Annotated in this window: 24 protein-coding genes and 1 pseudogene; 8 read left to right on the forward strand and 17 right to left on the reverse strand. The window is 38.2% G+C overall.

What is annotated here, in order from left to right; genetic code table 11:
- Window positions 1–44: 44 nt before the first annotated feature.
- On the reverse strand, window positions 45–1,061 hold the full coding sequence (yutH, locus tag JOC76_RS06700) for a spore coat putative kinase YutH (RefSeq protein WP_205176826.1): 1,017 nt from the start codon (window positions 1,059–1,061) through the stop codon (window positions 45–47).
- A 228-nt stretch (window positions 1,062–1,289) separates the two neighbouring features.
- Between yutH and JOC76_RS06705 the strand changes: the two genes are divergently transcribed.
- Window positions 1,290–1,796, forward strand: coding sequence for a phosphatidylglycerophosphatase A family protein (locus tag JOC76_RS06705; protein WP_205176827.1), 507 nt, complete (start codon window positions 1,290–1,292; stop codon window positions 1,794–1,796).
- Window positions 1,797–1,830: 34 nt separating this feature from the next.
- Here JOC76_RS06705 and JOC76_RS06710 read toward each other — a convergent pair whose 3' ends face one another.
- The gene (locus JOC76_RS06710) at window positions 1,831–2,595 is read right to left on the reverse strand and encodes a TIGR01457 family HAD-type hydrolase (RefSeq protein WP_205176828.1); all 765 of its coding nucleotides are present in this window, start codon (window positions 2,593–2,595) and stop codon (window positions 1,831–1,833) included.
- A gap of 47 nt (window positions 2,596–2,642) precedes the next feature.
- Window positions 2,643–3,080 (reverse strand): DUF86 domain-containing protein, encoded by a 438-nt coding sequence (locus tag JOC76_RS06715; protein WP_205176829.1) that lies wholly within the window; start codon window positions 3,078–3,080, stop codon window positions 2,643–2,645.
- Between the two features lie 152 nt (window positions 3,081–3,232).
- On the opposite strand from JOC76_RS06715, the gene JOC76_RS06720 reads away from it, so the two are divergent.
- Both JOC76_RS06720 and JOC76_RS06725 read left to right on the forward strand, forming a co-directional pair.
- The gene (locus JOC76_RS06720; protein WP_205176830.1) at window positions 3,233–3,499 is read left to right on the forward strand and encodes a DUF3055 domain-containing protein; all 267 of its coding nucleotides are present in this window, start codon (window positions 3,233–3,235) and stop codon (window positions 3,497–3,499) included.
- A gap of 56 nt (window positions 3,500–3,555) precedes the next feature.
- Window positions 3,556–3,840 (forward strand): cytosolic protein, encoded by a 285-nt coding sequence (locus JOC76_RS06725; RefSeq protein ID WP_205176831.1) that lies wholly within the window; start codon window positions 3,556–3,558, stop codon window positions 3,838–3,840.
- 181 nt (window positions 3,841–4,021) lie between these two features.
- Here JOC76_RS06725 and JOC76_RS06730 read toward each other — a convergent pair whose 3' ends face one another.
- Window positions 4,022–4,297, reverse strand: coding sequence for a YutD family protein (locus JOC76_RS06730; protein ID WP_205176832.1), 276 nt, complete (start codon window positions 4,295–4,297; stop codon window positions 4,022–4,024).
- A gap of 118 nt (window positions 4,298–4,415) precedes the next feature.
- Between JOC76_RS06730 and JOC76_RS06735 the strand changes: the two genes are divergently transcribed.
- Window positions 4,416–5,117, forward strand: a complete 702-nt coding sequence (locus JOC76_RS06735) for a YhcN/YlaJ family sporulation lipoprotein (RefSeq protein WP_205176833.1) — start codon at window positions 4,416–4,418, stop codon at window positions 5,115–5,117.
- 196 nt (window positions 5,118–5,313) lie between these two features.
- On the opposite strand, the gene lipA is transcribed toward JOC76_RS06735, so the two are convergent.
- Window positions 5,314–6,234: a lipoyl synthase gene (lipA, locus tag JOC76_RS06740; RefSeq protein WP_205176834.1), complete on the reverse strand. Its 921-nt coding sequence runs from the start codon at window positions 6,232–6,234 to the stop codon at window positions 5,314–5,316.
- 162 nt (window positions 6,235–6,396) lie between these two features.
- Between lipA and JOC76_RS06745 the strand changes: the two genes are divergently transcribed.
- Window positions 6,397–7,401 carry a M23 family metallopeptidase gene (locus tag JOC76_RS06745; protein ID WP_275591339.1) on the forward strand — a complete coding sequence of 335 codons (1,005 nt, stop codon included), beginning with the start codon at window positions 6,397–6,399 and terminating at the stop codon, window positions 7,399–7,401.
- Window positions 7,402–7,494: 93 nt separating this feature from the next.
- Here the strand turns inward: JOC76_RS06745 and yunB are convergent, their stop codons facing one another.
- The 7 genes and pseudogenes from yunB to JOC76_RS06780 form a co-directional block, all read right to left on the reverse strand.
- Window positions 7,495–8,280 carry a sporulation protein YunB gene (gene yunB, locus JOC76_RS06750; RefSeq protein ID WP_205176835.1) on the reverse strand — a complete coding sequence of 262 codons (786 nt, stop codon included), beginning with the start codon at window positions 8,278–8,280 and terminating at the stop codon, window positions 7,495–7,497.
- Between the two features lie 128 nt (window positions 8,281–8,408).
- Window positions 8,409–8,711 carry a YunC family protein gene (locus tag JOC76_RS06755; RefSeq protein WP_205176836.1) on the reverse strand — a complete coding sequence of 101 codons (303 nt, stop codon included), beginning with the start codon at window positions 8,709–8,711 and terminating at the stop codon, window positions 8,409–8,411.
- 67 nt (window positions 8,712–8,778) lie between these two features.
- Window positions 8,779–10,131, reverse strand: coding sequence for a bifunctional metallophosphatase/5'-nucleotidase (locus JOC76_RS06760; protein WP_205176837.1), 1,353 nt, complete (start codon window positions 10,129–10,131; stop codon window positions 8,779–8,781).
- Window positions 10,132–10,140: 9 nt separating this feature from the next.
- On the reverse strand, window positions 10,141–10,962 hold the full coding sequence (locus tag JOC76_RS06765) for a sulfite exporter TauE/SafE family protein (protein ID WP_205176838.1): 822 nt from the start codon (window positions 10,960–10,962) through the stop codon (window positions 10,141–10,143).
- 21 nt (window positions 10,963–10,983) lie between these two features.
- Window positions 10,984–11,835, reverse strand: a complete 852-nt coding sequence (locus JOC76_RS06770) for a DUF72 domain-containing protein (RefSeq protein WP_205176839.1) — start codon at window positions 11,833–11,835, stop codon at window positions 10,984–10,986.
- Between the two features lie 577 nt (window positions 11,836–12,412).
- Complete coding sequence (locus JOC76_RS06775; protein WP_205176840.1) at window positions 12,413–12,550, reverse strand: hypothetical protein; 138 nt, start codon at window positions 12,548–12,550, stop codon at window positions 12,413–12,415.
- Window positions 12,551–12,651: 101 nt separating this feature from the next.
- Window positions 12,652–12,903 (reverse strand): annotated as a pseudogene (locus tag JOC76_RS06780) (aldo/keto reductase); the annotation flags it as partial.
- A gap of 139 nt (window positions 12,904–13,042) precedes the next feature.
- On the opposite strand from JOC76_RS06780, the gene JOC76_RS06785 reads away from it, so the two are divergent.
- Window positions 13,043–13,267 carry a hypothetical protein gene (locus JOC76_RS06785; RefSeq protein WP_205176841.1) on the forward strand — a complete coding sequence of 75 codons (225 nt, stop codon included), beginning with the start codon at window positions 13,043–13,045 and terminating at the stop codon, window positions 13,265–13,267.
- Window positions 13,268–13,460: 193 nt separating this feature from the next.
- On the opposite strand, the gene nagE is transcribed toward JOC76_RS06785, so the two are convergent.
- From nagE to JOC76_RS06810, 5 genes are all read right to left on the reverse strand, one after another.
- Window positions 13,461–15,386, reverse strand: coding sequence for an N-acetylglucosamine-specific PTS transporter subunit IIBC (gene nagE / locus JOC76_RS06790; RefSeq protein WP_205176842.1), 1,926 nt, complete (start codon window positions 15,384–15,386; stop codon window positions 13,461–13,463).
- A 443-nt stretch (window positions 15,387–15,829) separates the two neighbouring features.
- Window positions 15,830–16,372 carry a DUF2179 domain-containing protein gene (locus JOC76_RS06795; protein WP_205176843.1) on the reverse strand — a complete coding sequence of 181 codons (543 nt, stop codon included), beginning with the start codon at window positions 16,370–16,372 and terminating at the stop codon, window positions 15,830–15,832.
- Between the two features lie 59 nt (window positions 16,373–16,431).
- Window positions 16,432–16,689: an HPr family phosphocarrier protein gene (locus tag JOC76_RS06800; protein ID WP_205176844.1), complete on the reverse strand. Its 258-nt coding sequence runs from the start codon at window positions 16,687–16,689 to the stop codon at window positions 16,432–16,434.
- Between the two features lie 56 nt (window positions 16,690–16,745).
- On the reverse strand, window positions 16,746–17,072 hold the full coding sequence (locus JOC76_RS06805) for a hypothetical protein (protein ID WP_205176845.1): 327 nt from the start codon (window positions 17,070–17,072) through the stop codon (window positions 16,746–16,748).
- A gap of 195 nt (window positions 17,073–17,267) precedes the next feature.
- Window positions 17,268–18,356, reverse strand: a complete 1,089-nt coding sequence (locus tag JOC76_RS06810) for a low temperature requirement protein A (RefSeq protein ID WP_205176846.1) — start codon at window positions 18,354–18,356, stop codon at window positions 17,268–17,270.
- Between the two features lie 169 nt (window positions 18,357–18,525).
- On the opposite strand from JOC76_RS06810, the gene JOC76_RS06815 reads away from it, so the two are divergent.
- Window positions 18,526–19,086 (forward strand): NADPH-dependent FMN reductase, encoded by a 561-nt coding sequence (locus JOC76_RS06815; RefSeq protein WP_205176847.1) that lies wholly within the window; start codon window positions 18,526–18,528, stop codon window positions 19,084–19,086.
- A 185-nt stretch (window positions 19,087–19,271) separates the two neighbouring features.
- On the forward strand, window positions 19,272–19,916 hold the full coding sequence (ycaC, locus tag JOC76_RS06820; RefSeq protein WP_205176848.1) for an isochorismate family cysteine hydrolase YcaC: 645 nt from the start codon (window positions 19,272–19,274) through the stop codon (window positions 19,914–19,916).
- The last annotated feature ends 213 nt before the right edge of the window (window positions 19,917–20,129 follow it).

Here is a 20,129-nt window from a genome sequence, read left to right on the forward strand (position 1 = left end):
ATAAATGGGATAGGATGCTTCCTTCTGAAATTTTGTAAATATGATTACATGGTATACAGCCAATCAAGGGGCGGCAGGTGGAGCTGTTTCAGCGGTGCTCCTGATAATGGATAGAATTCCGCTAAAAATCGTTCATAGTCACTAGAATGCCGCAAAATCTTGCTTAATTTTTCCTCAAGTACTTTCTTGTCCTGTTCAGAACGGGTGATATAATAATCCTCAACACATTCGAAATAATGAAGTGGAAAGACTAATCGGGCATATAACAAGCGCCATGAAAAAGAAGATAATGGGGCAATACTTTGATACTCCTCATAAAAATTCTTTAAATCCACTTGATAGGTTTGGCTATTGCGAAAATACCGCTCCCTGGTCCACTCTGCCAAGTCACGGCTTCGGTGATCAAAAACCCAATCAAATGGGTTTTTAATCATATACTGGTTATAAGGTCCCCAAGTTTTACTTGTAAACCGCTCATGACAAACGGTCCCGCTGTCGGTGTCGAGTGGTTCATCATCAATTTCTGTATCGACAAGATATTGAATAGCATTTTCCGTTAGACCTAGATAATAAGGGAAGGAATCAATAAACAACCGTTCAAATTCATCTTCCGGACTTTGAAACAAAAGACCATTCCAGACTTTTTCCATTTGTTCAAGACGCTTTTCCCATAATGATTTCCATTGCCCTACACGGTTTGATCTTTCAATTTGAAACGGAACCCGCCTGCCTCGTTCGTGAAATCTAGCAAGTTTACGTCCTAACTTGATTTTTCGTGGTTCTTCTAACTGTCGATTGGCTAAAACACAATATTGATTTTGTTCCCATGTTGTAATTAACTGACCTTCTTTTGATGGTAAAAAAATAGGCACATTTTGATCCCCATAATTTCGTAAATGTTCGGCAATCTTTTCTAATTCGGTAATATCCTCTTCTTCTTTTCCTCCTGGTTTCGAGACCAGATAGAGCCAGCCATTTCCTCTTAATGCATCAAACATATCTAGCTTTACATATTCTTCTACGGTAATCCCATATTGATTTTCAAGCAATTTTTGAAGCATCCTCTCACCCCGCCTCAAACTTTAGTTACCATATGTATATGTGCGATAAAGGAAAACTTGTTGTAGGTATATGCGAAATAAAGCCGGGAATGCTAACTTTTAGTTTGTTCATTTAACCTATAATTGCATAATTCTAGGTCAAAGAGTATATATATAGTGAAAATAGCAAGTGCAGAAATAGTTCTTATGAGTATCCCATTAATTTCACAAGGAAAAGGTGATTAGGAAATGGCAGACGACAAAAAAGTGGATATGACTGAACAAACGGCACGGAAATGGTTAAAAGAAAGAGGTGTCGAAATCAAGGACATCGCCGATTTAGTTTTCTTTTTACAGGAGAAATACCATAAAAATTTAAAAATCGAAGACTGTATTGCCAACGTTGAACGGGTTCTATCTAAACGGGAAGTACAAAACGCAATTTTAACCGGCATACAGCTTGATGTACTGGCTGAAAAAGGAATGCTCGAAGAACCGCTTCAGTCGATTATCGGCACGGATGAGAGTCTTTATGGCGTGGATGAAATCCTGGCATTTTCAATTGTGAATGTGTACGGTTCAATTGGCTTTACCAATTATGGATATATCGATAAACTAAAGCCTGGAATTTTGGCTCATTTAAATGATAAATCAACCGGAGAGTGTCATACATTTTTAGATGATATCGTTGGTGCGATAGCGGCAGCAGCATCAAGCAGACTTGCTCACCGAGCCGCACATGAAGCTGAAGAATAAAGTCGGAAAAAGGGATGGATTTTTTCCATCCCTTTTACAGCTCCCATTCATCCAATGAATCAATCGTATACGTTGGTTTTCGATCATACCCTTTTAGCAATTCTTTTGTGGTCACGCCTGTATGGACAAGCAATGTATCCATTCCGGCATTCATTCCCGCTAATATATCGGTATCATAATAATCCCCGACCATCAGCGTTTCTTCTTTAGAAGTTCCTAATACCTTTAAGGCCTGATCCATAATAATCGCTTCCGGCTTGCCGATAAAAATTGGTTTTGTTTGCGTTGAAACCGCGATAACGGAGGTAAGTGAACCATTGCCTGGAAGCAGCCCTCGTTCAGTTGGAATCGCGATATCTCCATTGGTTGAAATAAATGTCGCACCATTGCGGACAGCCAGGCAGGCCATCGCTAGCTTTTCATAACTGATTTCACGGTCAATTCCCATCACAACGTAGTCTGCATCCTCACCTGCTGCCGCAAATCCTTTTTCTTCTATGGCAGAAAAAAGACCCTCTTCACCTATCACAAAAACACGAGCATCCTTTTTTTGCTCGTAAATATAATTCGCTGTCGCTTGACTTGTGGTAAAAACCAGCTGTTCCTCCGCAGGAATATCAAAGCTATTTAATTTATCTGCTACTTGTGCCGGTGTCCTTGACGAATTATTGGTGACGAATAAATAAGGAATTTGGTTTTCCTTTAGTTTTTTTACAAAATCAGATGCTGCCTCAATCCGTTCTGTTCCTTTATACATCGTTCCATCTAAATCAATTAAATATCCTTTATATTTTTTCATCTATAACATCATTCCTTCCCAATAGAAATAGACCATATGTTCCGAGCTTAATTTCTAAATGCAGATACCGGTCCCAATTCATTGGCTATATAGTCACGTACGCTTGTAGAAAAAAGCTCTAATTCATGTAGATGTTGTGAAAATTCCTCTTTTAGTTTCTCATGGGAAATTTCAAGATAATCTTGAACAAGTATTTTACGATGCTGAATGAGAAGCTTTAAGCTTTCACCGGTTAATGCTGTAACCACCTTTTCATCGATTAAAATATCAATGATATCGTCATAGCTCCCAGGATCACGCATAATAAAGCCATCGATTATACTATTGCCAACATCTAAAACAGACTCAATCATCATTTGACAAATCCGCTCCAAGGCTGCTTTTTCCACAGGGTTTATCCACTCCTGCTGACCTTGAAAAAGATGAATTTGTTTTTCTAAAAATTGGAGAGTATGTTCAATTTTTTCCCTATCAACAAAATACATCTAGTCCACTTCCTTTTACCGCTATATGTAATCATTCCATTTCTTATTGTATCACAAATCCAGCCATTCATTTTTTTATCCTCCCAACATAAGGCTAAATTTGATACTATAAAGGAGAGGGAAAACTGTTAAACCAAAAGGAGACTAGCCCAATGACGGAACGCTTTTATTTATACGATGATACAGAAAATACGAAAACAAGATTTGTCAGTTTTGTTGGCGAGAACCAGCGATTTGATTTGGCGATTGTTCACACAAGCCGTCATTATGGAAAATCATTAGTCATGGATATGCAAGGTAATCGTTTTGCGATTATTGGCCAAGATGACTTAGAAGAGGAAGGTTATTTAGAGTTTGCCTTTCAATTAAATGAAGAAGATGCCGAAGAACTGCGTAGCTTCCTAGCGGAAATCATTTAAACATTACACATGTTTTTTCTTAAGCCTTCCAATAATAAGGCTAAAGGAGTGAAAACATGACAAATAAAGGCTCGGAAAAATATACAGAATTATCAAATGTTGAAAAACAACATAACTATCTGACTGCCCAAGAATTTCCTGAAGGACCTTTTGGTTCACCCATTCGAGCAAAAGAACCCGTTCAAAATAAGAGTACACCATGGCAGGAAGGGCAACGCTATTACAGCAATTTTAATTATGAAAATAAATCCTTACACCAAGATATCCCAAGGCAAATGGAGGGCGCCCACCCCACCCATGATGATCCGAATACGGATGAGCAACCGCCTTACGATAATTAAAAGCGGAAGCGCCCGTTTAGCGCACGACAGGACTGGAGCCCTTCGACTGAGATAAAGGAAACACGGAGCTCAAGTCGATTCGATGTTGACTTATCGTAGGGAGATGGGCGAAGTACACTAGTCGCTGGGCGCTGGAGCTGGATATTTCCCAAAAAAAGAAGGGTCAGTTATCTGATCCTTCTCATTTTTTTACTTTTTTCAATACAAAAAAGGCACAGCCAAAGTTGCAGTATTCATACAAATATTCACTTAGGGTACTGATTTTTGTATCAAATGTAGCCTTTTGATTTTGGTCATCAAAAAACCCCTTAAGACGGAGCTGTCCATATCCCCAATCGCCTACAATATAATCATATCTCGCTAAAATATCACTGTACCTTGCTTTCAAGGCTTCCTCATTATAGGCATTTCGATATTCCTGAAGAATTTCATATGTGGTATTGTTAATCACAATCATTGTATCACCTCATTTTTAGCCGACAAATTCCTACTTTCCATTATACCCGATTCACCATCAATTGCTAAGAAAATAAATACCTGCTTTGGTCATCCTAAGGATAGGAGGTGCTAAAGCTTTGAAAAAACTACTCATTATCACAGGTTTATGTACGATCACGGCCTTGAGCGGATGTACGAAGGATACCGGAAAAAACGACATGTATGAAGAGAGCGGCAACACGATTAATGTAAATAATAAGCAGCATGAACTATACAATGAAGGCGCAGGCCGCGGGATTCGCAATAAGACATCAAGTTATGGCTATGTCCGTCATCAAAAAAGCCCAATAATGAATGATAAAACCGCAAATACTCATTACGCAGGCCTTGACCGTGAGCAAGTAGCGAATATTATTAGCAAGTACAGTGCGAATATCCCGAATGTAAACGATGTGGCCACACTTGTAACCGACCAAGAGGTCTTAATCGCCTATGACACGGATTCGAAGAAACGCAACTTGACAGCGGATCAAGTGAAAAAGACGGCTCTTTCAGTGGTTCCGCGCTATTACCATGTGTATGTGTCAGATAACACCAAATTGATGCGTGATGTCGAGAATCTTGCAAATGTTGATTCCACAAGTCGGCATGCCCGCACCACCGTTAATAGTGTTATTAAGCAAATGTTAAAGTCTCCTCAAGGCTCTCGTGTTAATGCAAGTGAAGACGAAAATGGTCGAACACAGGAAGACTTTAATTACAAAAACATGCCAAATTCCAATAATAAAAACATAATTAAATCTAAAAACACCAATCAAAATTCCAGGATGAGTCAATAAGAACAGCGTAAGGTGCTTAGACTTCGGCGACAAGCACAAGACGAGCCGGTCAAAAGGTTGTTCTTTAACCTTTTGGACGGATTGGCTTGTGACCTCGAGCCGATGGCACCTGGAGCTAGACAATTTTCGAAGTCGCAATACTATAAATTCTATACAACAAAAGAGTTCAGACCCATTGGCTGAACTCTCTTTCATTTTAAGCCTCTTTTGCTTCTTCTTTTTCACCAAGCATTTGCTTATGCTTCGCTGCTGCATTCACTTGTTCATCAGCATGGTAAGAAGAACGAACTAATGGACCCGCTTCACAGTGGCTAAAACCTTTACTAATCGCAATTTCTTGTAATTCTTTAAACTCATCAGGATGATAATATTTTTGAACCTTTAAATGGCTTTTGGTCGGCTGTAAATACTGTCCAATGGTCATAATATCGACATTATTGGCCCTTAAATCATCCATAACCTCTAGGATTTCCTCTTTTGTTTCTCCAAGACCAATCATTAAGCTTGATTTGGTAGGAATAGTAGGCTGCATTTCTTTCGCACGACGGAGAAATTCAAGAGAACGGTCATATTTGGCACGCGCACGGACTCTTGGGGTCAAACGTCTAACGGTCTCAATATTATGATTTAGAATGTCTGGCTTTGCATCCATCAATAATTTGAGGTTCTCTTCCTTACCACCCATGTCAGAAGGAAGCACTTCAATACTTGTAAATGGATTTTTACGACGAATAGCACGTACGGTTTCAGCAAATACTGCTGCACCGCCATCCTTTAAATCATCACGGGCTACAGCTGTTACTACAACATGCTTTAGATTCATTTGTTGAACAGAATCAGCCACTCGTTCTGGCTCTTGCCAATCAAGCTCGGTTGGTAAACCGGTTTTAACGGCACAGAAACGGCATGCTCGTGTACATGTATCACCCAAGATCATAAACGTAGCTGTACGTCTTACTGCCCAGCATTCATGAATATTTGGACATCTCGCTTCTTCACAAACCGTATGAAGATTTTTTTCCCGCATCATTTTTTTTAAGCCTGTGTAGGACTCATTGGTGTTTAATTTTATTTTAAGCCATTCCGGCTTACGTAAAATGTCTTCTGTATTACTCATTTTTACACTCCTCAAAATCAAAAAATTGAGTTCTCCTGTCACTTTATCATACCAGAGGGTGAACAACAAGCAATTCATTTTCGATTACCAATTATTGACCATCATGAAAAATCTTAAAGTTCGCACACTAAACTTGTACATTACTCGGAAGGAGGATTCCTGTTGCGGGCTGTTCTCATTATTGGAACCATCCTTATATTGTTCGCTTCCACTTTGTCTGTCAGGGATGCTCATGCACAAGAATTCGATCCCTATCAAGAAAGAATGAAGCTTTATAAAAAGGTGGAAACAATCACCCAAATCCCTTGGTATTATTTAGCGGCTATTGATCAATATGAAAGAAGTGTCCGCCAAGCTCGTAGGGACTTACCAAAAATAGATGGCAACATTGGTATCTACTTTCGTCCTGAAGTATGGTCAGGAGTGACAAACCCTAATCCTAACGAAGAAAATCCCGCTGTTATCCAGCTTTTTGATGGAATGGGGGTTGACGGCGACGGTGACGGGAAAGCAAGTTTAAAGAGTGATGAAGATGTTTTATATGCATTTGCAAATTATCTTCTTTCATACGGTGTGGACCCTGATAATATAAAAATTGGGTTATGGAACTACTACCATCGTGATAGAACGGTCGGGATTATTGCTGGAAAAGCAAAAATATACCGCCACTTTGGTCGATTGAATTTAGATAAAAAAGCGTTCCCTGTCCCATTATCCAGTAATCATAGTTATCGTAGTACATGGGGAGATGCACGTGGCTGGGGCGGCCGAAGAATGCATGAAGGTACGGATATATTCGCCAATTATGGAGTCCCTGTCCGAGCCACAGGCTATGGAATTGTTGAAATGAAAGGCTGGAATAAGTTTGGCGGCTGGCGAATTGGCATTCGGGATATTAACAATACGTATCATTATTTTGCCCATCTTAGCGGCTTTGCCAAGAATTTAAGGGTTGGGCAGGTTGTGGAACCCGGAATGGTCATAGGTGGTGTAGGCAGCTCAGGTTATGGTCCTCCGGGAACATCCGGGAAGTTCCCCCCACATTTACATTATGGCATGTACAAAGATAATGGAATCACGGAATGGTCATTTGACCCCTATCCCCATTTAGCCCAGTGGAAACGACTGGAACGAATCGAGATTCGAAAAGCAAGAAACTCGAAGTGATAATAAGAAAAGCGCAAGCGCCTTGGTCAGCCCCGATATTGTTATTTTAAAATAGGACTGTCCTTAGCGGCAGTCCTATTTTGAGTCTCTATTTTAGTCTTTTTTGCTTGCCTTCTTACTTGTATCAGTACTTTCAGGTATCTGTATGGAAGGTGTTAAATTCCCGCCGCTATTATAAAATTGAGGTACCTCTCCTTCAACAAGTGTTCCACCAACTGGAATGCTTTGTTTCAGTTTCGTCACTTCCGTTGCAAACGGCGTTACAATTTGTACGGATACCTTAATTTGGACGGCAACCTCCATCCATGTATTGTTGATTCCCATAGCTTTTGTGGAAATATGCACGTCCGGTTCTACTTCACCAATAGCGTGGAATTTGACAGGAATTTTTGGGCCCATATTACCTAATAACGTGATGTTAGTTGCCTGCCCTAAAGGAATATACCAAACAATTCCGTCTTCCTTTTCAGTCTTATGCGTTTCAATATCGACATCATTTTCCAATAAAGCAATATCGCCTTTTTCTGCTGTTTTTAAGTTCTTTATAATCTGTGCGGTGGTATCTGCCAAGACCCTATTAATTAAATCGGTATTCAATTGGGCGTTTTGTCCTTTCCCGTTGCTGCCTGGTACAATTTTAATCACATTATTGTTATCACCAACATTGGTCGTACGTTTGGTAATTGCTCTGTTAATAACAAGCGAAGCAATATTTCGAGTTTCAGTAGTAGCAATACTCATTAAAGTTGGCTCAATACCCTTATTTACAAGCCATAATCCCGAGGCTGACGTGAATAAGAAAAGTATAAAGGATAACAACAAGACGTAACGGAATGGAAGCGGTCCCCGAATGCGAGCCCGTCTTGAAAACTTAGCCAAGAACATCCCCCCTTCTTTTAAATATGTATGCAAAGAAAGGGTGAACTAGCCCAATTAAAAAGAAAAGCGCAAGCGCCTTGGTCAGCCCCGAAATTTCTCATAAAAAAAAGCTTGCATATTGCAAGCTTTTAGATCATTTTAAGCAAGGCATCCTTCCCAATCATTCCCTTATGAATCCCAAGTTCCTCTGCTTCCCATGTCACTGACTCTAATGGGGCATTTAGAAGCTGTTCAATCGTCCGAACGCCTACAGCCCGCCCAGCAATGATTTTTCGATCCTTTAATTGATCGTTTAATAGGCCTACATCCAAAGCACCGCACATGATATAGCCCTTATCATTTGAAACGGTAAGCAAGGTGGTTTTAGGGAGTAACACGGTAACAGCCAAGAAGGTATGACCATTAATTTCAATTGGCGAAAGCTCAATCAATGGTTCCTCACTCCTTTCCTTACTATCACAATATGATTATAAGGATTGAAGAGTAACAGGCTATAGACTATTGTTGTTTTTCTAACTCCCATTTTAATAAATCACGCAAAAATTCGGGAAGGAAATATTTCTTGTGTTTTTGCGGCAAAACCTCTTTGAAAAAATGTCCAAAGGTAAACATATCCGGGAGGGCAAAAGTATAGGTTCTATTCTTTTCCAAAGGATGATTGTTGACGAATAGTTGATTATTTCTAAATTGAATTCCGTCATAAACAAATATTCCGAGAACTGTCCCTCTAAAGCCTAAGCCCTTAATTTCTTTGTGCGGCAATTCTTCACCATTCGTTTCCTCTAGTATCTTTTCCAGTTCCTCCCCTGTCAGTTCAACGACACAGGGGTTAATCGGATGTGGACAGATTTTCAGTAGATCATAGGTTGTCACCAAACCAGATAAAGATCCCAAAAGAAGACCGGCATTCACCATCGCACAATCCGTTTGGCACCAATTTCGTAAGGCTTTACACAGCAATTTAGAAAAATTAGTTTCATGAAAAAAGTCATGGATTAAAGGTTCTTTTAGAACAGTAACCTTCTCGTTTAAGAGTTCCTTTCCTTTTTCTAAAAAGTCCTGGATTTGCTCTTGCTCATTTTCTAGAGGAGGAATATCCTGAAAGTCATACAGAATCGCTTCTTTGTGGACAATTTCCTTCTTTTCATTCACTTGAAGTGTCATATGCCCGACAAAGTAGCCGAATTTGCCTGCGGCACCTATTAAGGTTCGTCCCACCAATTTCCCCTTTTCAAGGAAATGATGAGTATGGGCACCCAAAATAAGATCAATATCTGGAAAGTGTTCTGCGATGTATTCATCGTCTTTGATCCCTAAATGGGAAAGTAAGATGATCACATCGGCCTCTTTTTTTAGTGGTTCCAACCACTTCTTAAGCTCTTCTAGCGGCTCTGTGATTCCCCATCCCAAGAGACCGTATAGATGATCAAATCGGGCGGTAAGACCTATGACCCCAATTCGTGTTCCTTCTGTTGTGCGATAGACCTTATAGGGTTTAACCCAATCAGGATAGTGACCATTTTTTTGATAAAGATTTGCATTAATGACATCAAATTTTGCTTCATCATATAGATGATCCAAATCATCATGGGGAAGATTGACTCCTTCATTATTACCAATCGTAACAGCGTTATAGCCGCATTGATTTAGAAGGGTAATATTCCCTCGACCCATTGTCGCCTCGGTATAGGGATGCCAGCGGTCAATAAAATCACCTATATCAAATAAAAAAAGGTCTTCTCCTTGTACTTGAGATTGCTTCTTTTTTCTCTGCAAAAACTCCTGTATCCGGGGCCAGTGCTCTAAATGGCTATGAAAATCATTTGTATGAAAGATATGTATTGTTTCCATAAATTAATCCTACCCTGTTATTCCTTGATAAATTAAGCGAACGCCAACTACGATGAGAATCGTTCGAATCAATAGTACAATTGTTTTACTCTTAAACCTTGTATTTAAATAGACCCCAACCCTTGCGCCAATCCATGCACCAGGTATTAATGCCAGAGCATAGAGCCAATTCACATTTCCTAAGGAGATATGTGTAATCGAACTTAGAATGGAAGTTGGTAAAATCATAAACATGGATGTAGCGGTGGCCACATGCGGCGGAAAGAAAAATAGTAGTATCATCGTTGGCACCATTAAGGAACCTCCGCCAATGCCAAAAATGCCAGAAAGGAATCCGACGATAAAGGCAATTAGGATTCCAAGAATAGGGTTATAACCATATTCAAATGTAGTGCCGCTATTATCGGTATAAGTACGAATAATCCCTTTATCCTTCCGAAAGGGAATTGGTTTTAATTTGTCCTTTACCACTAAGACTGCCGAAATAAAAAGAATAAAAACCCCGAAATAAATGTTAAAGGAATGTAAGTCTAATTTTTCGGTAACCCATGCACCCACAATACTTCCTGGTCCGCTGCCGATTAGAAAAATAAAACCACTTTTATAATCGACTGTTTTATGTTTCATATAAGCGAGTGTAGACGAGAGACCAGTAAAAATCATCGTAAACAGCGACGTGCCGACGACCACTTGCGGTGTCAGGTGGCTGAAGGTTGGAAGGGTGGCCAGATAAAGCAATGCCGGAACCACAACTATTCCTCCTCCCATCCCAATCAGGGATCCAAGTGAACTAGCCGCTATTCCGATTAGTATTAAAATAATCCACTCCAATTGTTTTCACCTTCTAGTTTGTCATTCATGAAATAAATCGAGCTGTTTAGGTGCGAGCCCTTCATAGGTTATCTGCAAGAGCTCCATCATTTCTTTGGCATTATCGGCGGCATCTCCTCCAGAGTTATTGTTAAACAGAACGTAAACTTGTTTACATTCCTTTGCTAATTGCTCGATATGTACGGCCCATTCCTGCAGCTCCTGCTGATTATAGCGATAAAGATAACGGACTTCACGCCAGTTTTCAGCATTCCGCTTTTGCCAACCGTAAATGTTGCGGCCGTGAAATCTGACCAGTACTTGGTCTTGAGTGGTGGGTTGTAGAACGGTTGGGATGGATCCTTCCCCCGATTGGGGCTCATCGCAAATACTGTGGATCCATTTTTCTGCTTTCATGAATTCTAGTGTTTTTTCCAAATAAGAGGGGGTAAACCAAGATTGATGCCTGAACTCCAAGGCGCTTGGGATTTCCCCCATTTCTTGTTTACACCATCTTAGATAGTCAACATTTTCTCTTTTACAGTCAAACCATGGTGGAAATTGAAATAAAACCATCGCTAATTTATTTTTTTCTTGGTAGGGCTGTAAAGACTCTTTGAAGGCTTGAAACATGATATGTATGCTGTCAAACGGGAGTTCTCCCCGCTGGTGACCGGTCATGCCTTGATAGGCTTTGACAATAAACTGAAAACTTTCTGGGGTTTCATTGACCCATTTTTCCGCATTTCGTTTGGGCTGAATGGCATAAAATGCTGAGTCTACTTCCACGGTAGGAAAGTGACCGGCATATTCTTTTAGTTTGTCTCTTGAGGAGATTTTTGCTGGATATAGGCTGTCTTGGTCGCCCCAGCCAGTTACACCAATATAGATCAAATCTTTCACCTCTATCTAATAATAGCATAACCAATTTTAGTTCTGCCAAAAAAGTGTAAACTATTGAAGTAAAGATTGATTTCAGATTGAAGACTGAGCTAGAATACTTAATTCCGCCTGATTCGGATGGAATTCCGCCAGTTTTCTTCCTAATTCCGCCTGTGCACGCCATTATTTTACGTCCATTTTGGATTATTTCCATCGATTTTCTAATTAATTCCGCCAACATAGCAACGGATCCGGGAGTACTCCTGCTTTTTAATAATAGGCTCAGTTAAAACTGAATGTTGGATTTCACTGTGTTTGAAAAATAAACGGAAAAATTCCGTTTAAATTGGGAAATACCCCTATTTCCTTAGAAATAAAGGAAGTTTCTCCGCTTATTTTATCCAAATCTTTGAATTTTGTCTTATTTAGAGCAGTTAAGCGGAAAATCTCCGCTTATCTCTGCTTCTTAAGCTTCCTCTATAAACATTAGACGGAAATTTTCCGCCTATGAATTCACATACCTACACGAAAATAAACCATGAATAATAACCCCGCCTGCTATACCAGCAAGCGGGGCAATTTTTAATGTTTAATCTTTCAATAAAGGAAGACTGCTTAACATTTTGGAAAGTGCAATAGCGTCCCATGGCAAATGTTCGGTAATACCCAAACCGACAACATCATATTCCGCTGCTACATCCTGAATCAGTCGGACAACGGACTGCATCGAAGCACCTTTTAGCCAATCTCGTTTATTTTGTTCGTATTTACGACTTTCGTTAAAGAAAATCAGAGGTTTTACTTTTAAAAATATTGCTTAAAACATGATTACTTAGAAATTAAAGCACCAACCACTGGGTGTGGAACATAAGGGTCTTCCAAATAGGCAACCTCTTCGAGTGTTAACTTAACCGATAGAGCACCCACGGAATCTTCCAGATGAGAAATTTTAGTCGCACCGATAATAGGAGCTGTTACTAGTTCTTTCTGCAGCAACCAGGCAAGTGCAATTTGTGCTCTAAGTACACCATGTTTTTCCGCCAATTCCGCAACTCGCTCTACAACAAGGCGGTCGCTATTTTTGTTTATTAATAAACAAATCTAGCAAAATTGTTCATTAATATTGCACTAAAATGACAAATTTATGAATCTGACGAAAAACTCTTTTCAAATTCCGTTTTACTTGATATTATTCCAATTAATACAGTAGGAATAGTAGGTGTTTCCAAATATGTCTTTGTATGAAAAATTGCCAAGTGATTTTTTGGTTCAATTTTATTATGAAGTGAAAAAAATGATTTCAAGTGGATTAATTTCTAAAAATATGTACTATGAATTAGGACTCATTATTGCAGTTGCGTCTAGGAGAGGGATACTATTGGATAAGCCACAAGATTTTGAACAATACATTGTCCACGAATTATTAATGGAATTAAATAACTAGAATCCCGCTACGCTTAAATAAATAGTTAATCGTAAGCTGTCTTCCATTAACCCCCGTTTAAACAAAAAAGATGGGGTTGCCTTAACAATCCCATCTTGGAGTAATGCCTCTCTTTAGTTTAATAATCAACACTTCGAACATACAGGATACTGCTGCATTGCAGTCAGTTGCACCATGGTTTTGTTTAAGAACGTTATAAATGAGCTATTATTTCTTTTGTTGCAATGGTCAAAACACCCGGGGTGCCCTGTTTTTGATTCCCCAATTTCTGTAAACTGATTTCTTTTTCATCCGTTAAATTTGTAAACACAATTGGCGTGACCACAGAAGGCGCATTTTGTTTTAAATAGGAAAGGTCAGCTTTTATAAGCGGTTGGCCTCTTTTTATCTTTTCACCATCCTCGACAAGTACAGTGAATCCCTCACCACCTAAATTAACGGTATCTAATCCAATATGAATAAGAATTTCGTAGCCCTGTTTTGATTTAATGCCGATTGCATGCTTGGTTTGGAAGATATTTATAATCTCACCGTCCACTGGAGCAACTACAGAACCATTTGCTGGGATGATAGCAAATCCATCGCCCATCATTTTTTGTGAGAAGACTGGGTCTGGGACCTCTGTGATTGGAATTGCTTCCCCCTCAATGGGCATAACAAAATCTGCTTCAGTTAAAGGTAGAAAACCCCCACTTAGATTGGAGGAAGGTGATTCCTCAACCACAAGATCCTTACTTATTGATTGCATATCGATTTTTTTCATAGCGTCTGCCACAAATTGAACTTCAGTTCCGACTACAATTTGGAGATTTTTGCTATTTAGCTTCATTACACCTTTAGCACCATGTGCTTTTAATAATGAATCTTTAACCTTGTCCATATCAACGACATTTAAGCGAAGTCGTGTCGTACAATTATCAATATCGGAAATATTTCCCTTTCCACCAATGTCATTAATAAAGTTATAAGCCATGATTTCATATTTATCTTTTCCAACAACATTTCCATTGGTAGGGACCTCTTCTATTGTTTCTTCGTCTTCGCGACCAGGCGTTTTTATATCAAACTTTTTAATAAATATATAAAAGGTTAAGAAATAAATAACAGCATACACAAGACCGACCAATATTAATAAAAGAGGCTTATGGGCAATATTGTAGTTTAACGCAAAATCAATCGCTCCTGCTGAAAAGGTAAAACCATCCTTAATGCCTAGTAAAGAGGTAATTACAAAGGAAAGTCCTGTTAAAACTGCATGAATCCCATACAATAAAGGAGCAATGAACATGAATGAAAATTCAATTGGTTCGGTTATACCGGTTAGAAAAGATGTTAGAGCTATTCCAATGAACATCCCTGAAACAGCTTTCCTTTTTTCAGGCTTAGCAGCTGCAATAATGGCTAATGCAGCCGCTGGAAGACCAAACATCATGATCGGGAAGAAGCCAGTCATATAAGAACCAGCAGTTGGATCTCCAGCAAAGAATCTAGCAATATCTCCTGACTTACCAGCATAGTGTCCAAATTGGAACCAAAATAAGCTATTTAACACATGGTGCAGCCCTAAAGGAATTAACAGACGATTAAGAATACCAAAAACACCTGATCCAATTGCACCTAATCCAATAATCCAATTTCCTAATCCATTAATTGCATCTTGAATGGGGGGCCAAATAAATCCACAAATCCCAGCCAAAATGACCATTGATAGAGAGGTAATAATTGGAACGAAGCGTCTCCCACTAAAGAATCCTAACCATTCGGGAAGCTTTACATTATTAAAGCGATTGTATAATAACCCAGCGATAATCCCAGCAATAATCCCGCCTAGTACACCCATATTGATATTTTTATCTAATGCTTGTGTTCCTTGTGTTAACACAAGATAACCAATTGCACCTGATAAGGCAGCTGCCCCATTATTGTCCTTCGCAAATCCCATCGCTACCCCAATCGCAAAAATTAAGGCTAAATTTGCAAAAATGGCGTTTCCTGAATTAGCTATAAACGGAATATTCAAAAGATCTGGCTGCCCAAAGCGTAATAGTAAGCCCGCAGCAGGTAATACAGCAATAGGTAGCATTAATGCTTTTCCTATTCTTTGTAAAAAACTAAGCATAAATAGAACCTCTCCTCTATAAAAAAATGTTGTTGCTTTATGAAAGCGTTTTTCAAAAGTGAATTTATCATAGCATGCATTTGTTATAGACGTCTATACCAATTCTTAAAAATTTTTTGGGAAATTCAACCAAAGTCTTTTCTATAAAGTATTGATGTGTTGTTAAAATTAGGAAGGCTTCATTTAAATTAATTATTGGTATAGACATCTATATTATTTAGATGATAAGATATTACCTATCGGGAACCGGTTGCCGGGATTTTCGGGAACGGTAAATGCCTTTCCGAAAATGATTGATAAGCTCAAAATGTTTCACTAGTAATTTTACAATGATGGTTATAAATGGGGTTAAATAAAAAAAACTCCGGCTCAATACCGAAGTCATTTACTCATTGTATAAAATCACTTTTTTCGATTATTTTGTTTCATGATCACTGCGTGTTTCATTGATGTATCTTACTATACCTATTGATATGCTTCTTCGTCGCCTTAACAAGGAAACCACCTTTAAATTTTCTTGGTTCATATGAGATGATGAAAGCTTTAGGCTCATATTCTTCTATGATATTCATGGCTTCATTTTCTCGATTGCGTTTAGTTAATATTTCTAATTGATATCGTTTACTATCACGGCCCATGCCTTCAAAGACCGTAACACCAAACCCTTTATTTCTTAATAAAACAATAAGTTCTTCATTAATATCTAATAAAGTAACAACTAAAGAAGTGTATCCAATGGCTAGCCTATTTTCAATTCGAGTGCCAATGTATAAACCTATTCCGAAACCAACAGCATAAGTGACCATCCCTGCGATGCTTTGATGCCCCGAAAAAACTAAGGAAAGACCAAAAACATAGATTAAAGCTTCTAATACACCAAACGATGATGCTGCTACGCTCATATTTTTAACTAAAAAGATTGTTCGAAGCGTCATGATAGGGACATAGACTAATTGCAGGACAAAAATCAAAATAATACTTAACATAATTGACTCCTTTTAGTGAATGGATTCTAATACTTTAATTGCTGAAATAAGTCCACTCATCATTCCTTACCCGAAAGAAAACTTGCAAGGGTTTCAATAGCATTTTGTTCATCATTTCCCTCTGTAATGAGAATTACTTCTTCTCCCTTTCTAACTGCAAGACTCATTACTCCCATAATACTTTTAGCGGCAACTGATCTTTCGTTTTTGATGAGATTGATATCACAGTTAAAAGAAGATGCTATTTTTACAAATTCTGTAGCATATCGAGCTTGGAGGCCAGATTGTAGATGAATGACTACCCTTTTTTCCACCATTAATAAACGCTCTCCTTTCCTAGTTTTTTTATATTCACATAGTTGATATTAAATAATTAAGCGTTAAACCCATATTTATCATTGGATTGGGCAAAAGAACTGACTTTTTTAATATCTTGTAACATGAAGACCGGAATAGGCGAAAAACTGAGTTTACCTGAAGAAGTAATAATTCGCCTCCATTTTAATTCACCCTCAATTTCAACTTTCTCCCCAACAAGCGGAGAAACGTATGATTCTTCGCTTAGTATCGGAATAATCTTTATATGATCTCCTTCTACCTGAATCCCGTGTTCAACCTCAAGAAAAGAGATACAATTAATATTGTTGTACAAAAGCTTCGGATAAGGTCTTTTTTTGAAAATTTCCCCTCTAATTCTCATAAAATCTTTCCCTTCTTTAGCTCCTCGATACCTTCAAACATTAGCAAATGGGTCTGTTCAGGCAACATATTGTGTTTCCAAAGCTTATCCTAACACGGAATATATTTGTTATATGTTGGTTATATTTTGGTTAACTTCATAATAATGTTATAAACGATTCTAGTCAATAAATATTTCAGATAATTTTTCTAGCTACTAAATTGTCAATTTAGTAAAGATTATAAAAAACAAGGTTAATTCGGCTATTATCACAATATTTGGTACTACAATAATCAAATTAATAAGAAAAAAGACGGCTAAAATTCCTAAAAATAACCCTAAATGATAAATTTTCAATCGGTGGTGCACATGTCTATATTGATGGAATACAAAGGTAGTTGACAGGAAATAGAGCAATACAGCTCCAAAAACAAAAAATAAGATAAATAAGTAATGGACCTCACGTAAAAACAATAGTCTGATAGATGCCGCAATCATGCTCAAAGATATTAAAATAAACAGATGACCATAAATAATGATTTGGCCGGATGTTTGTAAAGACTTGTCGAGTTTCTTCTCCATGTTATCGAAATATTGCCACCACATCGATATTATCAGGATAAATGAAATAATCGCAAAGCCTATTGAATCCCAGTTTCCTTGTGTAGGCTGAATGACCGCAAGTGTACTAATAAGAGCTTCGCCAAAGAGAATAATGGTAAATAAACCAAATCTCTCTAATAAGTGAGCAGTATTTGTGGGAACCTTTACTAAGCATTTTCGTCCAAGCACCGGGACAATAATATCAATAAGGATTCCTGTATACAACACAGCATATCGAACCCAAGAATCAAAAAAGACGGACAATAATGAAATGACGATTCCAATCCAAAAATACCTTCCCAAAAAGAGGGCTGCTTGTTTTCGAACTCCCGTTTCCACACGCTGGACAATAAGATATTGAATAGCAGTCACTGCTCTTAAGCCAATATACCCAATTAAAAAAGAAAGATAATAAGGATCAAAATCAGCGGATAAACTTGATGTCATAATTAGTACAAAAAACATTTGCAGAATTAAAAAGATACGTTGATGAAATAAATCTTTCCCAAACCGGTTAATAAATATGGTTTGCCCTACCCACGCCCACCAGATAGGAATACAAATTAATACAAATTTTACTAAATACTCTGCATGGATTTGACCACTTTCAACATGAAGTAAAACATGAGTCGCAGCCGCAACCGCCGCCACAAATAACAAATCATAAAAGAGTTCTAACCACGTCACTTTTTTTTCTTCCATTTCTGCACTCCCTCCAATTCTTTATAGTTACTAGTATGCTAGAAATATATGGTAATTGAAAGAAAATAGAATTGACATAGACCCATTTTTCATATTGGGTATAACGTCACTTTTTTAATTTTGGTATATTATGGTAACATAAAAGTGATTTTAAATGAGGAGGAAATGTATGACCAAGACCATCGGCCTTATATGTGGTAGTTTACGAAAAAACTCTTATAATCGAATCATTGCTCAATCATTAACAGAGCTGGATGATTCCCATCAATTTCGTTGGATTGAGATTAATGATCTGCCTTTGTTCAACGAAGACTTAGAAAAAAGTGTTCCAGAAACAGTAACATCATTTAAATCTGCTATCCAGGACGTTGACGGTATCATTATTGTAAGTCCAGAGTACAATTCTGGGATTCCAGGCGTATTAAAGAATGCCTTGGACTGGGCTTCAAGACCTCGGGAATCAGCTGTTCTTAGCAGAAAGCCGGTTGGTTTAATTGGTGCAACTCCTGGGGGATTAGGTACTGCCTTTGCTCAATTGCAAATCAGACAAGTACTAGAGGCCATGCAGGTTCATGTTCTTCCATTTCAAAAAGTATTGATTTCCCAAGTACATAAAAAGATCGATTCTGATCAGAAAGTCCTTACAGACGAACAAACAAAACGTTATCTTCAACAATATTTACACCAGTTTATTCATTGGATTGATCACCTTCCAGCTCTAGATAATTGAAAAAGTCCAAGCTTTTTCAATCAATCATTTTTATTACAATACTACTAACACATAGTGATTTTTTAGAAAACGAATTCTAGTCATCCATTCAATTACATGGGAACACACGAAGGAGTTTAACATCCATTTTCCAATCTATGAATCTTCTTCGATTACTTATACTTAATTAAAGGGAGGATAATAAAATGTCTGATTTCTATTCTCGTCTTAATAAAGATAATGCTGTCGTTCTTTTAGTTGATCATCAAACCGGCCTTATCTCCGGTCTTGTACGTGACTATGGTGTTGATGAATTCAAGAACAATGTTATGGCTCTTGCTAACACTGCTAAGTTTTTTGATTTACCAGTTATTTTAACAACAAGCTTTGAAAATGGGCCAAATGGGCCTCTTATGCAAGAATTGGTTGAACTTTTTCCTCATGCGCCAAAAATAGCTCGTCCTGGACAAATTAACGCATGGGATAATGAAGATTTTGTCAAAGCAATCGAAGAAACTGGAAAAAAACAACTGATCATTGCGGGCGTAGTAACAGATGTTTGTGTTACATTTCCAGCACTTTCTGCTGTGAATGCTGGTTATGAAGTATTTGTTGCTACTGATGCTTCTGGAACATTCAGTAAACAAGTAGCGGATGCGGCATTAACGCGTATGGCCCATGGTGGGGTGCAGCTTCTAAACTGGTTTAGCATAGCGTGCGAATTACAGCGTGATTGGCGCAATGATGTTGAAGGTTTTGGCGCTTTAATTTCTAGCCATCTTCCAGGTTATCAAAATCTTATTGGAAGCTATAGGGGAGCCCAGAGAGATTTCAGTAAGCAGCCTAACTAGAATAGCAGCTCATTTATAACTCACTTTTTCTTATATACAGCTTCTGGCTTATTCATGAAAATGGATTTTTTGAAGAAAATAAAGCCTAATTTCTCACTTATAACACCTGAGAGATTAGGCTTTTTATATTTGTATTTCCTTTACGTTATAAATCCTCGTTTTGCTGGTGGTAGCCCCTGCCCATCAAGTCAAGACAAATCATTACCCCCATAA

Source organism: Neobacillus cucumis (assembly GCF_016908975.1).
In the GTDB taxonomy this organism is placed as follows: Bacteria; Bacillota; Bacilli; order Bacillales; family Cytobacillaceae; genus Neobacillus; species Neobacillus cucumis.

Coding starts and splice junctions, on each gene's coding strand:
- yutH (WP_205176826.1), bottom strand. CDS start 1,061: ATGCTTCAAAAATTGCTTGAAAATCAATATGGGATTACCGTAGAAGAA.
- JOC76_RS06705 (WP_205176827.1), top strand. CDS start 1,290: ATGGCAGACGACAAAAAAGTGGATATGACTGAACAAACGGCACGGAAA.
- JOC76_RS06710 (WP_205176828.1), bottom strand. CDS start 2,595: ATGAAAAAATATAAAGGATATTTAATTGATTTAGATGGAACGATGTAT.
- JOC76_RS06715 (WP_205176829.1), bottom strand. CDS start 3,080: ATGTATTTTGTTGATAGGGAAAAAATTGAACATACTCTCCAATTTTTA.
- JOC76_RS06720 (WP_205176830.1), top strand. CDS start 3,233: ATGACGGAACGCTTTTATTTATACGATGATACAGAAAATACGAAAACA.
- JOC76_RS06725 (WP_205176831.1), top strand. CDS start 3,556: ATGACAAATAAAGGCTCGGAAAAATATACAGAATTATCAAATGTTGAA.
- JOC76_RS06730 (WP_205176832.1), bottom strand. CDS start 4,297: ATGATTGTGATTAACAATACCACATATGAAATTCTTCAGGAATATCGA.
- lipA (WP_205176834.1), bottom strand. CDS start 6,234: ATGAGTAATACAGAAGACATTTTACGTAAGCCGGAATGGCTTAAAATA.
- JOC76_RS06760 (WP_205176837.1), bottom strand. CDS start 10,131: ATGGAAACAATACATATCTTTCATACAAATGATTTTCATAGCCATTTA.
- JOC76_RS06775 (WP_205176840.1), bottom strand. CDS start 12,550: ATGCAGTCCGTTGTCCGACTGATTCAGGATGTAGCAGCGGAATATGAT.
- nagE (WP_205176842.1), bottom strand. CDS start 15,386: ATGCTTAGTTTTTTACAAAGAATAGGAAAAGCATTAATGCTACCTATT.
- JOC76_RS06795 (WP_205176843.1), bottom strand. CDS start 16,372: ATGTTAAGTATTATTTTGATTTTTGTCCTGCAATTAGTCTATGTCCCT.
- JOC76_RS06800 (WP_205176844.1), bottom strand. CDS start 16,689: ATGGTGGAAAAAAGGGTAGTCATTCATCTACAATCTGGCCTCCAAGCT.
- JOC76_RS06805 (WP_205176845.1), bottom strand. CDS start 17,072: ATGAGAATTAGAGGGGAAATTTTCAAAAAAAGACCTTATCCGAAGCTT.
- JOC76_RS06810 (WP_205176846.1), bottom strand. CDS start 18,356: ATGGAAGAAAAAAAAGTGACGTGGTTAGAACTCTTTTATGATTTGTTA.
- JOC76_RS06815 (WP_205176847.1), top strand. CDS start 18,526: ATGACCAAGACCATCGGCCTTATATGTGGTAGTTTACGAAAAAACTCT.
- ycaC (WP_205176848.1), top strand. CDS start 19,272: ATGTCTGATTTCTATTCTCGTCTTAATAAAGATAATGCTGTCGTTCTT.